The 16,877-nt window shown below is 73.4% G+C and carries 13 protein-coding genes and 1 pseudogene; 8 read left to right on the top strand and 6 right to left on the bottom strand.

All coding sequences use genetic code 11. From position 1 onward, the window contains the following. Nucleotides 1-140: 140 nt before the first annotated feature. Nucleotides 141-1,472: a DUF1254 domain-containing protein gene (locus PSU4_RS01870; RefSeq protein WP_147102083.1), complete on the bottom strand. Its 1,332-nt coding sequence runs from the start codon at nt 1,470-1,472 to the stop codon at nt 141-143. 280 nt (nt 1,473-1,752) lie between these two features. Between PSU4_RS01870 and PSU4_RS01865 the strand changes: the two genes are divergently transcribed. Beyond that, nucleotides 1,753-2,673, top strand: coding sequence for an alpha/beta hydrolase (locus tag PSU4_RS01865; RefSeq protein WP_147102081.1), 921 nt, complete (start codon nt 1,753-1,755; stop codon nt 2,671-2,673). Between the two features lie 4 nt (nt 2,674-2,677). On the opposite strand, the gene PSU4_RS31780 is transcribed toward PSU4_RS01865, so the two are convergent. Then, a complete protein-coding gene (locus PSU4_RS31780) occupies nt 2,678-3,439 on the bottom strand; it encodes an LLM class F420-dependent oxidoreductase (protein ID WP_147102196.1) in 762 nt (253 codons plus the stop codon). A 195-nt stretch (nt 3,440-3,634) separates the two neighbouring features. Further along, nucleotides 3,635-4,066: pseudogene (locus PSU4_RS31775) on the bottom strand (Pr6Pr family membrane protein); the annotation flags it as partial. 422 nt (nt 4,067-4,488) lie between these two features. Between PSU4_RS31775 and PSU4_RS01855 the strand changes: the two are divergent. From PSU4_RS01855 to PSU4_RS01840, 4 genes are all read left to right on the top strand, one after another. Then, nucleotides 4,489-4,863 (top strand): DUF742 domain-containing protein, encoded by a 375-nt coding sequence (locus PSU4_RS01855; protein ID WP_147102079.1) that lies wholly within the window; start codon nt 4,489-4,491, stop codon nt 4,861-4,863. A gap of 237 nt (nt 4,864-5,100) precedes the next feature. Further along, on the top strand, nt 5,101-6,300 hold the full coding sequence (locus PSU4_RS01850) for an acyl-CoA dehydrogenase family protein (RefSeq protein ID WP_147102077.1): 1,200 nt from the start codon (nt 5,101-5,103) through the stop codon (nt 6,298-6,300). An 82-nt stretch (nt 6,301-6,382) separates the two neighbouring features. After that, nucleotides 6,383-6,961: a winged helix-turn-helix domain-containing protein gene (locus tag PSU4_RS01845; RefSeq protein ID WP_147102075.1), complete on the top strand. Its 579-nt coding sequence runs from the start codon at nt 6,383-6,385 to the stop codon at nt 6,959-6,961. A 9-nt stretch (nt 6,962-6,970) separates the two neighbouring features. Beyond that, complete coding sequence (locus PSU4_RS01840) at nt 6,971-7,411, top strand: hypothetical protein (protein WP_147102073.1); 441 nt, start codon at nt 6,971-6,973, stop codon at nt 7,409-7,411. Between the two features lie 470 nt (nt 7,412-7,881). Here the strand turns inward: PSU4_RS01840 and PSU4_RS01835 are convergent, their stop codons facing one another. Together PSU4_RS01835 and PSU4_RS01830 are read right to left on the bottom strand one after the other, a co-directional pair. Then, nucleotides 7,882-8,271, bottom strand: a complete 390-nt coding sequence (locus PSU4_RS01835; protein ID WP_246114897.1) for a hypothetical protein — start codon at nt 8,269-8,271, stop codon at nt 7,882-7,884. A 90-nt stretch (nt 8,272-8,361) separates the two neighbouring features. Continuing rightward, nucleotides 8,362-10,902, bottom strand: coding sequence for a DEAD/DEAH box helicase (locus PSU4_RS01830; RefSeq protein ID WP_147102069.1), 2,541 nt, complete (start codon nt 10,900-10,902; stop codon nt 8,362-8,364). A 274-nt stretch (nt 10,903-11,176) separates the two neighbouring features. Here PSU4_RS01830 and PSU4_RS01825 point away from each other — a divergent pair, with 274 nt between their 5' ends. From PSU4_RS01825 to PSU4_RS01815, 3 genes are all read left to right on the top strand, one after another. Then, nucleotides 11,177-12,751, top strand: coding sequence for an ATP-dependent DNA ligase (locus tag PSU4_RS01825; protein WP_246114905.1), 1,575 nt, complete (start codon nt 11,177-11,179; stop codon nt 12,749-12,751). A 65-nt stretch (nt 12,752-12,816) separates the two neighbouring features. Continuing rightward, nucleotides 12,817-13,566: a beta-phosphoglucomutase family hydrolase gene (locus tag PSU4_RS01820; protein WP_147102066.1), complete on the top strand. Its 750-nt coding sequence runs from the start codon at nt 12,817-12,819 to the stop codon at nt 13,564-13,566. After that, nucleotides 13,563-15,923 carry a glycoside hydrolase family 65 protein gene (locus PSU4_RS01815; protein WP_147102064.1) on the top strand — a complete coding sequence of 787 codons (2,361 nt, stop codon included), beginning with the start codon at nt 13,563-13,565 and terminating at the stop codon, nt 15,921-15,923. The genes PSU4_RS01820 and PSU4_RS01815 overlap by 4 nt, the downstream gene beginning before the upstream one ends. Nucleotides 15,924-15,947: 24 nt before the next feature. Here PSU4_RS01815 and PSU4_RS01810 read toward each other — a convergent pair whose 3' ends face one another. Beyond that, nucleotides 15,948-16,757: a SigB/SigF/SigG family RNA polymerase sigma factor gene (locus PSU4_RS01810; RefSeq protein ID WP_147102062.1), complete on the bottom strand. Its 810-nt coding sequence runs from the start codon at nt 16,755-16,757 to the stop codon at nt 15,948-15,950. Nucleotides 16,758-16,877: the final 120 nt, after the last annotated feature.

Raw genomic sequence — 16,877 nt, 5'->3', positions numbered from 1 at the left:
CATCGGTCCGATGCGTCCGCAAGCCCATGCGCCCAGAGTGTCCATCTCGCCTGCCGGAGTCGCGTTCGCCGCGCCTAACCCACCCGAAAGTGTGACGGGAGGGTCACTGGGCCGAGCGGCCCGGATCTCACTCCGGGGGATCAGACCCGGCGGACCGGCGGCGGCGTCCAGCGGCCGTCGAGCAGCGCCCGCTCCGGGTGGTAGAAGCGGGCGCAGAGGTTGAACACGCCCTCCGGGGCGGGCAGCCAGTTCGACGTGCCTTCCTCGGGCCCGGTGTGCGACACGGCGAGATCGAGGGACCCGTCGGAGTTGAACCGCAGGTCGTCGCGGTCGCCGATGGCGAACCGGTCGAGCTCGTTGGGTACCTGGAACCCCTCCGGGTCGTAGAGGGTCAGCGACCAGAAGGCACGTACGGGCGGCATCGCGTCCTTCTCGAAGTGCCACACGTAGCGCTCGGCCCCGGTGAACGGGTTCCCGTCGGAGTCGACGTAGGTGACCGGGTAGATCGCGTCCTCGGCGAGGTTGGCGCCCAACCCGATCAGCTCCACGCACGCCCGCCGCAGGAAGTCGCCGCCGTAGGTGCCCATGCCGGACCGGAGCACGACCCAACCGTCGTCCGGTTTCGCGAGCCGGGTCTGCTCGTCGCTGATCCGCTTGCGCGCCTCGGGGGTCACGTCCTGCAGGGCGGACCGGACGGCGGGATCGGCCGCGGCCAGGTCGAACGGCTCGCCCGGGACGAAGCCGATCCGGGCCAGCCGGTCGAGAATCGGGTAGTCCGCGTGGTGCGGGGGGTGCTCGGCGATCAGCTCGGCCGCCCGGCCGAAGAACGCGGCGGCGTCGAGCGCGAAGACCTGCCGCAAGGGTGGCGTCTCGTCGTCGACAGCGGGATCGATCTCCCCGGTGACGGTCGGCGCCGTGCCGCCCCACGCCGACAGCGGGGTGATCGTCATACCGGCCTGGAACTCGTGCACCGCGGCGTAGGTGGCCGGGCTGGCCTCGGTCCGGCCGATCACCCACACCCACGGGGTCGGCGCCTCGTAGCGGCGGACCCCGGCGGGCAGCCGTCCGCTCCAGCCGGGCGGGCAGACCGCGACGTCGATCGCCGCGTTTCCCGTGGTGCGGGTCCCGGGGCAGCTGAACACCTCGCCCCACATGTCGTAGAGCGGCAGCAGGTAGTACTTGTCGCCGGCGTCGGGCAGCGACACGATCCGCGGCTCCTCGTGCACGTCGAGGAACGCCGCCGAGTACAGCGTGTCGAAGTTCGGCCGGACGACGGCGCGGAAGTCCCCCGCGGGGAAGGTGGGTGCGTGGACGAACGTGTCGCGGGGAGCCCGCATCGGGACGTCGTGGGCCGTGCGCACGTTGGTGAGCTGCTGCCGCGTCACGTCCATCAGGACGAGCGGGTACAGGTATGTGTAGCCCTCGACCCCGATGACCCTGATCGTCTCGTCGTCCGGCGGGGTGTTGGTCATCGGTGTTCCCTTCTCGGCCTGGGCGTCCGATTGCACAGATGATCCGTGCTCCGGCACTCACCCCGGAGAGGTGAAATCGGGGGATCAGCCGACGACGTCCCCGCTCGACGACGTCCCCGCTCGGCGGCGCCGGCGGCTCCGTCCGCAGCGCTGCCGTCGCAGCGCCGAGAGGTTCCGGGAGGGGCAGCTGCGGCATACGGTGATCGCGTGAACGACGACGTGCACGCTCCCCGCCGCTCATCCCGCATCACCCACCGTCCCGTCCGGGGGGTGTGCTGAGATGGCGCTCGACCCCCAGTTCCGCACCGTGCTCGACACGCTGGAGGCCAACGGCGCGCTGCCGCTGATCCGCGGCTCGGCCCTCGAGACTCGCGAGCACTACCGGAACCTCTCGCTCGCCCGCCGCGGCGCCGACTACGTGCCGTTCCCCGTCGCCGGCGTCTCCGACGACGAGATCGACGGACCTGCCGGCCCGATCCGCATCCGCGTCTACCGGCCCCTCGACGACCGGGGCGGCGTCGTCACCTACCTCCACGGTGGCGGCTGGGTCGTCGGCGACCTCGACACCCACGACCCCGTGTGCCGCAAGGTCGCCGGCGAGACCGGGTCGGTCGTCGTCGCCGTCGACTACCGGCTCGCCCCCGAGCACCCCCACCCCGTCCCCCTCGGTGACGCCGTGGCCGCCCTGCGCTGGACCCACGCCGCCCACCCCGACCGGCCGCTCGCCGTGGCGGGGGACAGTGCCGGGGCGAGCCTCGCCGCCGGTGTCGCGCTCGTCGCCCGCGACGAGGGCATCCCGCTCGCCGCGCAGCTGCTCTGGTACCCCTCGACCGACCCGACGCAGAGTTCGCAGTCGGTGCGCGACAACGCCGAGGGCTACTTCCTCACCGCGTCGGACATGCGCTGGTTCTACGAGCAGTACCTGCCCGGTGGCTCCGACGACCCGCTCGTCGACCTGCGGCACGCCGACGTCGCCCGCGTCGCGCCTGCCGTCGTCGCCACCGCCCAGTTCGACCCGCTGCGCGACGAGGGCGACGCCTACGCCGAACGGCTGCGCGCCGCCGGGGTCCCGGTCACCCACGTCCCCGGGCCGGGCCTCATCCACGGGTACGCGGCGTTCATCGGGCTCGTCGCGGCCGCCGACGCCGCCGGCGCCACCGCCCTCGGCGCGCTCGGTGACCTGCTGACGACGGCGCGGTGAGGGCTCAGGCCGGGGGGAGCGCGTCGCGCCAGGCGATCCAGTCGCGCAGCAGGCCCAGGTCGTAGCGGGGCCCGCCCACGCCGATCGTGAACAGCGTGACCCCCGCGGCGAGCATCGCGTCGGCCACCGTGTCCGGCGCCGACTGCACCCCCGCCGACCGCGCGATCGCCGCAGGGTCCCGGCCCACGTCGGCGCAGTGCTCGTCGAGCACCCGGCTCTTGTGCGCGATCGTCTCGGCATCGCCGAAGCCGTGCCAGATGTCGGCGTGCTCGGCGGTGTAACGCAACGTCTTCTTCTCCCCGCCGCCCCCGACGAGGATCGGGATGGTCCGCGTCGGCGGCGGGTTGAGCCGTTCCCAGCGGGCCTGGATGCGGGGCAGCGCGTCGGCCAGCGTCGCCAGCCGCGACCCCGGGGTGCCGAAGTCGTAGCCGTACTCGTCGTAGTCGCGACGGAACCAGCCCGCGCCGATGCCCAGGATCAGCCGGCCCCCGCTGATGTGGTCGACGGTGCGGGCCATGTCGGCCAGCAGCTCCGGGTTGCGGTACCCCGCGCACGACACCAGCGCCCCGATCTCGACGCGCTCCGTGGCCTCCGCCCACGCGCCCAGCATCGTCCAGCACTCGAAGTGCCTGCCGTCGGCGTCGCCGCGCAGCGGGAAGAAGTGGTCCCAGTTGAAGACGACGTCGACGCCCGCCTCCTCGGCCTCGGCGACGGCGTCCCGGATGCGGGCGTAGTCGGCGTGCTGGGGCTGGAGCTGGACGCCGATGCGGACGGGCGGTCGTGCGCCGGCGGTGCCGGGCGCGGTGTCGGCGGCGGTGTCGGCGGCGGTGCGCGGCGTGGTCCGGGCTGCGCCGCCCGTTGCCGCTGCGGCCGCGTCGGGGTGGAACCGCCGCGTCAGGAACCGGTCCAGGGCCTTCGCGCCGAACGCCAGCCCCAGGAACAGCACCGCGATCACGACGCAGTTGATCGCGACCCGCCAGTACCCCAGCTCACCGACGTCGACGAACGGGTACGGGTACCACGGCGGGTTCGGGCCCCAGTCGGTCACCGCGCCACGGACCAGCGTGAACGCCAGCCACAGGATCGGGTAGATCGTCGACAACAGGACCGTCGAGGTGTCGACCTGGCCGCGCGGCCCGAACACCAGCCAGCCCAGCACCGCCATGATCGGGACGACGACGTGCAGCAGCAGGTTCGCGAGCCACGCCGCCCCGGACAGGTCGAACAGCGGCGCCAGCACCAGGTTGTAGACGATGCCCGTCACCGCGATGCCCAGCACCGCGTCCAGGTGCAGCACACGCAGCAGCCGCGGGTACGGGCCCTGGCGCAGCGCGAGCACCGCGAACGTGACGCCGACCAGCAGGTTCGACAGGATCGTGAAGAACGCCAGCATGTTCGCCAGCCGCTCGCCGGGCGTGTCGAACAGCGAGTACGGGTTGCCCCGGGCGGCGACGACGGCCTGCACGACGATCGCGACCACCACCACGACCGCCGTCGCGGCGAACCACATGCGTCCGACGGCCGAGGTGCGGATCATGCCGGGCAAACTACTGCGCGCACGCCGCGGCGCACAGCGTGTGGCCCGGTGCGCCGGATCCGGTGTGCGGAGGATCGCCGTGGCGTGACCGGCGGATCGTCACACGCACGGAACGCCCACGACACGACCCCGCAACACCCGTCACGTCCGATGGCGGGGTGCCGGACCACGAACCCGATGACGGCGGACCGGTCGTCGGACGGACCGGTGCGCGCTTCGGCGGGGCGCCACGACGGCGGCGCGAGGCCCGGGCGAGGCAGCCCGTCGCCGACGAGCCCGTGACCGTCCCGATCTCTGTCGTCGAACCGGATCTCCCCGCCGACGGGTCGGGACCGTCCGTCAGGCCCTACATGCTCACCGGGGGCCGGACCCGCGCGCCGGTCGAGCTCGGGCTGGAGACCCTCGTCGGTGTCCGGCCCGACGCCGGCCCGACCGCCCCGTCGCCCGCCCATCGCGCCGTCCTCGACCGCTGCCGCGTCCCATGCTCCGTGGCGGAGGTCGCCGCGACCACCGGCGTGCCGCTCGGGGTGGTACGCGTCCTGATCGGCGACGTCGTCGTGGCGGGGACGGTGCAGGTCCACGGCCCGGCGACCGCCGCGCCACCCGAGCAGGGGCTGCTCGCCCGCGTCGTCGACGGCCTGCGGCGCCTCTGAAGGGCGCACCGCCCCCGGAGCCCGGCCCCGGACGAGGGCACACGTGCGCGAACGTGTCGTCAGAGCTCTCCGGCCGCGCTCACGACACGGCCGGTGATGCCGTCTACGTCCGGCGTGTCAGCAGCTCGTTCCGACGGCGCTCCTGACACGTCCGGTGGCGCGGAGCTGCCCGCCTGCCCGGCCGGGTCGCCGGCCTCCCGGGGTGCGGGCGTCCGCCGGGTGTGGCACAACCAGCGGATGGACGACGATCTCCTCCCGCCCCCGCTGCCGGAGGTCCCGCCGCAGTACCGGACCGACGTCCGCGTCGCGCTCCAGGCCACCGCCCGCCGGTTCGCGACGGAACGGGTGCTGCCCGTCGCGAACGAGCTGGACCCGCAGAAGGGCGAGATCCCGCGGTCGCTGCTCACCGAGATGGGCGAGCTGGGGTTCTTCGGCATCACCGTCGGCACCGAGTACGGCGGCCTCGGCCTCGGCGCCTACGAGTACTGCATGGTGGCCGAGGAGCTGGCGCGGGCGTGGATGAGCGTCGGCAGCATCATCGCCCGCGCGCAGGGCGCCGGGACCGGGGTCGGCGACGCCCAGCGGCGCGCGGAGCTGTTGGCGCGCAGCGCGCGGGGGGAGTGGATCGGGGCGATCGCCCTGTCCGAACCGGACGCCGGGTCCGACCTCGCGGCCGTCTCGACCCGCGCCGAGCGCGACGGTGACGACTTCGTCCTGACCGGGCGCAAGCGCTGGATCGGCAACGCGAAGGCGGCCGACTTCATCCAGGTGCTCGTGCGCACGGCCGACCCGGAGCCGGGGGAGAAGCGGTCCGCGGGGCTGGCGACGTTGCTCGTCGAGAAGGAGCCGGGCACGTTCCCCGACGGGCTCACCGGCTCGCCGATCGACAAGATCGGCTACCACGGGTTCGTCACCTGGGACCTGGAGTTCGACGGGCTGCGCGTCCCCGCGGCGAACGAGATCACCGCGGGCGGGTTCGCGCACACGCAGCGCTGGCTGACGATCGCGCGCGTCCACACCGCGGCCCGGGCCGTCGGGCTGGCGCGCGCGGCGGTGGAGGACTGCATCGACTACCTGCAGCAGCGCCGGCAGTTCGAGCGCCCGATCGGCGATTTCCAGGCTGTCCGGTTCACCCTGGCCCGGATGGCGGCGCGGGTGGAGCAGGCGCGGGCGTTCTACCAGCACGTCGCGCACCTGATCGACCTCGGCGAGCCGTGCGGGCGCGAGGCGGCGATGGTGAAGCTGCTGGCCACCGAGATGGCGGCGGAGGTCACCGGCGACGGCATCCAGCTGCACGGCGGCAACGGCTACACCACCGAGCACCAGGTGGAGCGGCACTGGCGCGACGCCCGGCTGACGACGATCTTCGAGGGCACCAGCGAGATTCAGGCGAAGATGATCGCGGACCGGTTGTTGCCGCGCAGCGAGATCGGCTGAGCACACGTTGTCAACGACTGATTGACGTAACGCGCGCCGCCTCGTCGGGCATTTTCGGATCACGCAAGGTACTTTGCGTGATGTGGTAGCTCCCGCGCCGCCGTTGCTGCCGGTGTTCCGCAGCCGACTCCAGGGCGACCTGCTGGCCGTCCTGCTCGTCGTGCCCGGCACCGAGCTGACCCTCACCGCGCTCGCCGGCCGCACCGGGGGATCGCTCGCCGCCGTCCAGCGCGAGACGAGCAGGCTCGAGGAGGCCGGCATCCTGCGGTCACGCCGCATCGGCAACGCACGGCTCGTCTCCGCCGATCCCGCCTCGCCCGCGATCGCACCCCTCACCGAGCTCGTGACCTTGAGCTTCGGCCCGGTCCAGGTGCTGGCGGAGGAGTTCGACGGGATCGCCGACGTCGACGCCCTCGAGGTCTTCGGGTCCTGGGCCGCCCGCCACCACGGCGAGCACGGCGCCCCGCCCGCCGACGTCGACGTGCTCGTCGTCGGCAGCCCCGACCGCGACACCGTCCACGACGCGGCCACCCGCGCCGAGGAGCGGATCGGCCTGCCCGTCAACGCGACCGTCGTCGCCCCGCAGCGCTGGGAAAGCGGTACCGACGGGTTCGTGACCCGTGTCCGCGAGTCGTCCCGCGTTCCGGTGCCGCGCCGGTAGGTTCGCCCGGTGGACCGGCAGGGGCAGCGCGAGCTCGACGCCCTGCTCGCCGCAGGCCGGCTCGAACGTGTCCCCGCCGACCCCGAGGCCGCGGTCCGGGCGGTCGCGTCGGCGCGTCGTCATCTGGAGTCGGCGCGCACCCTGGCCGACGACGACCCCGACCTCGCGTACACCGCCCTCTACGACGCCATGCGCAAGGCGTGCGCGGCGCTGCTCGCCGCGCAGGGGCTGCGGGCGACCAGCAGGGGAGGGCACCTCGCGGTGCAGCGGGCGGTCGTCGCCATGCACGCCCGCGCGGAGGCGTTGCGACCCTTCGACCGGGTTCGCCGGCGCCGGAACGAGGTCGAGTACCTCGGGGGAGAGGTCCACCCCGACGACGTCGACGCCGACCTCCCGGCCGCCACCCGGGTCGTGGAGTTCGTGGCGGCGAGGCTGCGCCGCCTGGACTGAGTCTGCCCGCTCGAAACGGCGGCCGTCTCCCTCTTTGACAACGATTCATTGACGCGACGCGTGGACGACCCGTCGTGCCGCACCGCTGGGGCAGGGGGAGCCGCCCCGAGAGGCCACCGGGTCGGGGTGTGGGCGCCGCGCCGTGGCGCCACTCCGACTCGGCGCCCCACGGCCGAACGTGTCATGAGAGTCGACGGACGACGCTGATCACACGCTCGGGACGGGGCTCGTCGACGGACGTGTTGTGAGCGCACCTCGGCCGCGCTGGTGACACGCTCGCTGCAGCGGGACGCCCCGAGAGCAGCAGCTTGCCCAACGTCGGCGTTGCGCGGCCGCCAACCCCGGCCCGATGTGAGGCTGACCCGCTGTCCAGCCCGCCCCTGCGCCGGCTGGTCGTCGGCCGGTCCACAGCCCACGTCAGGCCTCGTGAGCGGCGATAGTCGCTATAGCGACTATCGCCGCTCACAGGGTTACTCGCCGGGGGAGAGGGCGGGCGGGTCCTTGGGGCGGCCGCCGCGGCGCATGTCGCCAGTGGTCGTGCGGCGGCCGGGGTCGATGAGCCGCTTCCACTTGGCGTGCGCGGCCTGCCGGCTGGACAGCTGCGCCTCGACGGCGTGGGCCACCTGGGCCCAGGTCATGCCGTCGGAGCGCAGGCCGCGGATGAGGTCGCGTTCGTAGTAGTCGGCCAGCCGTCGCATCTCCTGGACCAGGGCGTACCAGACGGCGATGCCGCTGTGCGGCAACGCGTCGTCGGCGGCGAGCTCCTTGAGCCGGTCGAGCTGCTCGACCAGGGACGGCTCGCCGGAGTCGGGAAAGGGCCCGGCCTTGGCCAGCCAGCGCTGGGCTTCGTCGTACTTCACTCGTAAACCATACATTGACACGCCGGCACCGAAAAAGACGCCACGCCGTGGTCTGGGACCGGATCCACCGGTCCCAGCCCACACGAACCGCTACGAGGCCCGGGCCCAGTCCGTCGCGTCGGAGACCCCGGTGACCCAGACGACGGCCTCGCCGGCCTCGTCGGACGCGGCGAGGTCGACCTCGGCGGTGATGGCCCAGTCGCGGTCGCCCGCGGGGTCGTCGAGGACCTGGCGGACGCGCCAGCGCTCGGGCTCGACCTCGATCGACACGAGCTGGGGGCCGCGGGCGTCGGGGCCGGTGCCGATGTCGTCGTGCAGGTCCCAGTAGGGCTCGAACGCCTCGCGCCACGCGTCCGCATCCCACCCCTGACCGCCGTCGAGCTCACCGAGCAGGTCCCAGCGCCGCAAGGCGGCGAGCTCGACGCGGCGGAACAGGGCGTTGCGCACCAGCACGCGGAAGGCGCGGACGTTGCGGGTGACACCGGCCGGGCCCTGGTCGAGGGACGGGGGGGTGGGTTCGTCGCCGGCCCCGGCGCCCGCGGCGAGGGCCTCCCACTCGTCGAGGAGGCTGGAGTCGACCTGCCGGACCAATTCGCCGAGCCATTCGACGAGGTCGGTGAGCTCCTCGGTCTTGGCGTCGTCGGGCACGGTCTGGCGCAGCGCGCGGTAGGCGTCGGCCAGGTAGCGCAGGACGAGGCCTTCGGAGCGGGCGAGCTGGTAGTAGCCGACGTACTCGACGAACGTCATCGACCGCTCGGACATGTCCCGCACGACGGACTTGGGGGAGAGCCGGGTGTCGGCGACCCAGGGGTGGCCGCGGCGGTAGGTCTCGAGCGCGGCGTCGAGGGACTCCGCGAGGGGCTTGGGGTAGGTGACGTCCTCGAGCAGCGTCATGCGCTCCTCGTACTCGATGCCGTCGGCCTTCATCTGCTGCACGGCCTCGCCGCGGGCCTTGTTCTCCTGCGCGTGCAGGACCTGGCGCGGGTCGTCGAGGGTGGCCTCGATGGTGGAGAGGACGTCGAGGACGTAGGTGGGCGACTCGCGGTCGAGGAGCTCGACGGCGGCGAGGGCGAAGGGGGACAGGGGCTGGTTGAGCGCGAAGTCGAGCTGCAGGTCGCCGACGACGCGGACGCGGCGGCCCTCGGCGTCGGGCTCGGGGAGCTCCTCGACGACGCCGGAGTCGCGCAGGGCCCGGTAGATGGCGATGGCGCGCAGGATGTGGCGGCGCTGCCGGTCGCGGGGCTCGTGGTTGTCCTCGAGCAGGTGGCGCATGGCGGCGAAGGCGTCGCCGGGGCGGGAGACGACGTTGAGCAGCATGGAGTGCGTGACTGCGAAGTGGCTGGTCAGCGCTTCGGGCTGCGCGGTCTGCAGCCGTTCGAACGACTTCTCGCTCCAGCCGACGAACCCTTCCGGCGGCTGCTTGCGCACGATCCGCTTGCGCTTCTTCAGGTCGTCGCCGGCGCGGGCGAGCAGCCGGGCGTTCTCGACCTCGTGGTCGGGAGCCTCGGCGACGACGGTGCCGACGGTGTCGTAGCCGGCCCGCCCGGCACGGCCGGCGATCTGGTGGAACTCGCGGGCCTTGAGCCCGCGCACGCGTACGCCGTCGTACTTGGTGAGCGCGGTGAACAGCACCGTCCGGATGGGGACGTTGATGCCGACGCCGAGGGTGTCGGTGCCGCAGATGACCTTGAGCAGACCGGCCTGGGCGAGCGTCTCGACGAGGCGGCGGTAGCGCGGCAGCATGCCCGCGTGGTGGACGCCGATGCCGTGGCGGACCAGCCGCGACAACGTCTTGCCGAACCCGGCGGTGAACCTGAAGGCGCCGATGAGGTCGGCGATGGCGGCCTTGTCCTCCTTGGAGGAGACGTTGACGCTCATCAGCGACTGCGCCCGTTCGACGGCAGCCTGCTGGGTGAAGTGCACGACGTAGACGGGGGCCTCGTGCGTCGAGAGCAGCTCGTCGATGGTCTCGTGCAGCGGCGTGAGGACGTAGCGGTAGTGCAGCGGCACCGGCCGCTCCGCCGACGTGATCACCGCGGTCTGGCGGCCGGTGCGGCGGGTGAGGTCGTCGCGGAAGAAGGTGACGTCGCCCAGGGTGGCGCTCATCAGCAGGAACTGCGCCTGCGGCAGCTCGATCAGCGGGACCTGCCACGCCCAGCCGCGTGCGGGGTCGGCGTAGAAGTGGAACTCGTCCATGATCACCGAGCCGACGTCGGCACCCTTGCCGCCGCGCAGCGCGATGTTGGCGAGGATCTCGGCGGTGCAACAGATGATCGGCGCGGTCTCGTTGACGGCGGCGTCGCCGGTGAGCATGCCGACCTTGTCGGCGCCGAACACCGCGCACAGCGCGAAGAACTTCTCGCTGACGAGCGCCTTGATCGGCGCGGTGTAGAACGTCCGCTCGCCGCGGGCCAGCGCGACGGCGTGCGCGGCGATGGCGACGAGCGACTTCCCGGAGCCGGTGGGCGTCGACAGGATGACGTTCGCGCCGGTGACCAGCTCCAGCAGCGCCTCCTCCTGCGCCGGGTACAGCGACAGGCCCTGCTCCTCGAACGCCCACTCGGCGAAGGTCTCGACGAGGGCGTCGGGGTCGTCGGGGGAGGGCAGCCGGTCGGCGAGGGTGCTGGTCATGATGGGTCGATGGTGCCCCGCGGGCGGAGTCGGTGCCGCGCCGGGGTTGCCGGGGGAGCCACCGGGTGCGCCGAGCGGGTGAACGGCGTCGTCGGCGACCGGGCCGGGGAGTGGTCGTCGCAGGTCACGGCGATCCGGCGGGTGTGCGAGGCCGCGGAGCCGACCGTTCGGCGCTCCCGGGACACCAGTTGATCTCCGTTCGTCCCGCTGTGGCGTCCGTACGGCCGACGGGCGGCGTCCGGGGCCGGGGCCGCGAACTACGCTGAGCGACGTGATGGGCCGGGCGGGCGCGGGCGGGATGCCCGACCTGGTGCCGCCCATGCAGGCGGCCACCGGGGACCTGCCGAGCGGCCCGGGCTGGGCCGTCGAGTTCGCGTGGGACGGGCTGCGCTGCATCGCCTACGCGCGCCCCGGCCGCGTCCGGATGCTCACCGCCCGGGACCGGTCGGTCACGTCGGCGTTCCCGGAGCTGCACGTGCTGGCGGCCAAGGCCCCGCGGGGCGGGGTGATCCTCGACGGGACGGTCGTCGCGCTCGACGACGCGGGCGTGCCGAGCAGGCGGCTGCTGATGCGCCGCACCGCCACGCAGCGGCCGGGCGCGACGCTGGTGGCCGACGTGCCGGTGGGCTTCTTCGTCAGCGACCTGCTGTGGCTCGACGGTGAGCCGACGACGGCGCTTCCCTACCAGCGTCGCCGCGAGCTCGTCGACGATCTCGGGCTCGCCGAGCAGCCGGTCGTGCTGTCGCCGTCGTGGCCGGCAGGCGATGCCGGGCACGTGCTGGCGACGGCCCGGCGCTACGGCCTCGACGGTGTCTACGCGAAGCGGCTCGACTCGGCCTACCAGCCGGGGCGGCGGTCGCGGAACTGGCTGCGGGTGCCGTTGCGGCAGTCGCGGCAGGTCGTCGTCGGCGGGTGGACACCGGCCTCGCCCGACCGTCCCGACACGGTGGCCGCGCTGCTGCTGGGCGTACCGGGTCCGGGCGGGTTGCGCTACGTCGGCCGGGTGGGTCTGGGCGCGGGCGCCCCGCGCGCGGCGGTGACCGCGCTGCTGCCCGACCTGGGCACCGACGACTCGGCGTTCGCGGGCGAGGTGCCGGCGAGTGTGGCCCGGGACGCCCGCTGGGCGGTGCCGCGGCTGGTCGGGCAGGTCGAGTTCACCGAGTGGACGGTGGGCGGGCGGCTGCGGCTGCCGGTGTGGCGCGGGCTGGTCGCTCCGGAGGACGTCGAGGACGGCCTGTGGGACGACGAGTTCGCCGACGACGAGCGCTGGGACGACGGCACCGACGCGCAGGTACGCACGGTCGACCTGGACGGGCCCGAGGAGCCCTCGCCGCGGCCGGCCGCCCAGGCCCCGCCGGAACCGGCCGCGCCGGCCGGTCCCGACCCGGCCGCGCGCGTGCAGGCCCGCCGGCTCGAGCAGCACTTCGTCTACAACTCGCTCAACACGATCGCGTCGCTGGTGCGCACCGACCCGGGCCGGGCCCGGGAGCTGCTGCTGGGGTTCGCCGACCTGACCCGCGCGGCCGACCGCCCCACCGACGACACGATCACCCTGCGCGACGAGCTCGACTCGGTGCGGGCCTACCTGCAGCTGGAGCAGGCCCGCTTCGGCAAGCGGCTCACGTCGACGGTGTCGTCGGCACCCGGTCTCGACGACGTCCCCGTCACCTCGATGGAGGTGCTGGGCCGGGTCAGGTCCGTGGTGCAGGAGATCGTCGAGCCGCGGCCCGAGGGCGGCACGGTCACCGTGGAGGCCGCCGCGGACGGCGAGCACTGCGTCGTGACGATCACCGAGACGGCCACGGAGCAGTCCTGGACGGTGCGCCCGGCCGTCGCCACCATCACGTAGGAGCGCGGGCGACTGCTCGACAGCCCGTCGCGCGACTGTGATGATCGGGAGATACGGTTCGGCGCATGCTGGGTCTGCCGGACGCCACACGCGCCTGCCTGTTCGATCTCGACGGTGTCCTGACCGACACCGCGAGCGTCCACGCCGCGGCGTGGAAGCAGATGTTCGACGACTTCCTGCGGGCCCGCTCGCAGCGCACGGGCCAGCCGTTGCGGCCGTTCGACCTGTCGGCCGACTACGGCCCGTACGTCGACGGCCGGCCACGGATGGAGGGCACGGCCGAGTTCCTGCGCTCCCGCGCCATCGAGCTGCCCCTCGGCGGCCCGGACGACGGGCCGTCGGCCGACACGGTCTGGGGCCTGTCGACCCGTAAGAACGACCTGGTCCAGGAGAAGATCACGACGAACGGTGTCGACGTCTACCCGGGCTCGGTGCGCTACCTGACGGCGGTGCGCGAGGCCGGGCTGGCCACGGCGGTGGTGTCGTCGTCGGCCAACGCCGAGCAGGTCCTGGAGGTATCCGGCCTCGCGCGCTACGTCGACCACCGGGTCGACGGTGTCGTCGCGAAGCAGCGGTCGCTGCCCGGCAAACCCGCGCCCGACACGTTCCTCGCCGCCGCGGCCGATCTCGGGGTCGGTATCGGTGAGGCCGTCGTGTTCGAGGACGCGCTCGCCGGGGTGGCGGCGGGCCGCGCCGGCGGGTTCGTCGCGGTCGTCGGGGTCAACCGGCTCGACCAGGCGGCGGCGCTGCGCGAGCACGGTGCGACGGTCGTCGTCGACGACCTGGCGGAGCTGCTCGACGGGGCGGCCCGGTGACCGCCGCGGAGGCCGGGCGGCCGTTCACCGTCGAGCCGTGGTGCGTGCGCGAACCGGCGCTGCACCTGGAGGCGATGGGCCAGACCGAGTCGGTGTTCGCGCTGTCCAACGGCCACATCGGGATGCGCGGCAACCTCGACGAGGGCGAGCCGCACGCCATCCCCGGCACCTACCTGAACTCGCTGTACGAGCGGCGGCCCCTGCCGTATGCCGAGGGCGGCTACGGCTACCCGGAGTCCGGTCAGACGATCATCAACGTCACCAACGGCAAGCTGATCCGGCTGCTGGTCGACGACGAGCCGTTCGACCTGCGCTACGGCAACCTCACCCGCCACGAGCGGGTGCTCGACCTGCAGGCCGGGACGCTCACCCGCGAGGTCGAGTGGGCCTCGCCCGCCGACAAGACGATCCGGGTGCGCAGCACCCGGCTGGTGTCGCTGACACAGCGGGCCATCGCGGCGATCTGCTACGAGGTCGAGGCCGTCGACGCACCGACGACGCTCGTCGTGCAGTCCGAGCTCGTCGCCAACGAGCAGCTCCCGCAGCGCGCCAACGGTGACCCCCGTGTCGAGGCCGCGCTGGCCGAGCCGCTGGTGTCCGAGCAGCACCGCAGCGAGAGCGCCGGCGCCACGCTCGTGCACCAGACCCGGCAGTCGGGGCTGCGCCTGGCCGCGGCGATGGACCACGAGGTGTACGGGCCGGAGTCGACGCAGACGTCGTCGGAGGCCACCGAGGACATCGGCCGCACCACGGTGATCGCCCGGCTCAAGCCGGGGGAGACGCTGCGGATCGTCAAGTACCTGTCCTACGGCTGGTCGTCGCGGCGGTCGCTGCCCGCGGTGCACGACCAGGTCCGCGCGGCGCTGGCCGCGGCCCGGTTCACCGGCTGGGACGGGCTGCTCGCCGAACAGCGCGCCTACCTCGACGACTTCTGGATCACCGCCGACGTCGAGATCGACGGTGACGCCGAGCTGCAGCAGGCCGTGCGGCTCGCGGTGTTCCACGTCCTGCAGGCCGGTGCCCGGGCGGAGCGGCGCGCCATCGGCGCCAAGGGCCTCACCGGCGACGGCTACGACGGCCACACCTTCTGGGACACCGAGACGTTCGCGCTGCCCGTGTTGTCGCACCTGGCCCCCGACGCGGCGGCCGACGCGCTGCGCTGGCGGCGCTCGATCCTGCCGCAGGCCATGGAACGCGCCGAGCAGCTGGGTCTGGCGGGTGCGGCGTTCCCGTGGCGGACCATCCGCGGCCACGAGTGCTCCGGCTACTGGCCCGCCGGTACCGCCGCGTTCCACATCAACGCCGACATCGCCGACGCCGTGCGCCGCCACGTCGCCGCCACCGGCGACCTGGAGTTCGAGCGCGAGGTCGGTCTCGAGCTGCTGGTGCAGACGGCGCGGCTGTGGCGCTCGCTGGGCCACCACGACTCGGCGGGCGAGTTCCGCATCGACGGGGTGACCGGGCCCGACGAGTACACCGCGATCGTCGACAACAACGTCTACACGAACCTGATGGCGCAGCTGAACCTGCGCTACGCCGCCGACGTCGCCGCCCGCAACCCGCGCGCGGCGTCGCGGCTCGGGGTCAACGCCGAGGAGATGGCCAGCTGGCGCGACGCCGCCGCGTCCATGCGCATCCCGTTCGACGAGGTGCTCGGGGTGCACCCGCAGTCGGAGGGCTTCACCGACCACCAGATGTGGGACTTCGAGAACACGCCGGAGAAGAAGTACCCGCTGCTGCTGAACTATCCGTACTTCGACCTGTACCGCAAGCAGGTGATCAAGCAGGCCGACCTGGTGCTGGCCATGCAGCTGCAGCCCGACGCGTTCACGCGTGAGCAGATGTCGCGCAACTTCGCCTACTACGAGGCGATCACGGTGCGGGACTCGTCGCTGTCGGCGGCCACGCAGGCCGTCGTCGCCGCGTGGACCGGGCACCTCGACCTGGCCTACGACTACTTCGCCGAGGCCGCGCTGGTCGACCTCGGGGACCTGGCGGGCAACACCGACCACGGCATGCACATCGCGTCGATGGCGGGGACGTGGAACGCCGTCGCCTCCGGGTTCGGCGGGATGCGCACCGACCGTGACGGCATCTCGTTCGCGCCGCGGCTGCCGTCGCCGTTGCCGCGCATCTCGTTCGGGGTGCTGTGGCAGGGCCGGTCGCTGCGGGTCACCATGACCGCGGACGAGGTGGAGTACCGGCTGGTCAGTGGGCCGCCGATGCGGCTGCGCCACCACGGGGAGGCCCTGGCCCTGGCCGATGCGCCGGTGGTGCGGGACATGCCGCCGGTGCCGGCGGTCGAGCCCGTCGAGCAGCCGCACGGCCGGGGCCCGCGCCGCCGCCACCCCGGCTGACCCGCGCAGGGCCGGCCCGGCGGCTCAGGTGCCGCCCATGCGGCGGCGCAGCCGGGCCAGGGTGCGGGCCAGCAGCCGGGAGACGTGCATCTGCGAGATGCCGACCTCGTCGGCGATCTGCGTCTGCGTCATGCCCACGAAAAACCGCAGCACGACGATGGTGCGCTCGCGCCCGGGCAGCTCGTCGAGCAGCGGGGCCAGGGTCTGGCGGTAGTCGACCTTCTCCAGTTCGGCGTCGGCGACGCCGAGGGTGTCCCCGATCTGCGACTCCGAACCGGCGACGAGCTCGTCGAGCGAGGTCGACCGGTACACCTGGCGCGCCTCCAGCCCGGAGATCACGTCGTCGACCGACAGGCCGAGGTGCTCGGCGATCTCGGTGGGCCGCGGCGCCCTGCCGAGGTTCTGCGCCAGGACGCCCACGGCGCCGTTGATGGCGCTCTGCAGCTCCTTCAGCCGCCGCGGCACCCGCATCGACCACGTCCGGTCCCGGAAGTGGCGGCGCACCTCGCCGGTGATGGTCGGCACGGCGTAGGAGAGGAAGTCGACGCCGCGGCCGGGGTCGAAGCGGTCGACGGCGTTGATGAGCCCGACGGTGGCGGCCTGTTCGAGGTCGTCGACGGGTTCGCCGCGGCCCGCGAACCGGCGCGCGATGTGCGCGACGACGGGCAGGTGCCCGGTGACGAGCCGTTCGCGCAGGAGGGCGCGGCGCGGGTCGTCGTCGCCGAGGTCGGCGAGCTCGTCGAAGAGGGGGGAGAGGTGGTCGTAGCCGTCGCGCGTGCCGCCGTCCCCGGGCCCGTCGGGGGCCGGAGGATCGGGGGACGCCCGGTCAGGCACGGGGCCCCCGTCGGGGCCGGTGGCGCGTCGGCGGATGGCTGCGCACGCGGTGATCTACCCTCGGCGCCCGCCGCGGTAAACCCGTGCGCTGGTACGTTGGACAGTCGCCCGGCCGGGCTG

The organism is Pseudonocardia sulfidoxydans NBRC 16205, from assembly GCF_007989085.1.
Taxonomy (GTDB): domain Bacteria; phylum Actinomycetota; class Actinomycetes; order Mycobacteriales; family Pseudonocardiaceae; genus Pseudonocardia; species Pseudonocardia sulfidoxydans.
Note: the sequence above shows the minus strand (reverse complement) of the source record. Positions and strands in the feature narration are given on the sequence as shown.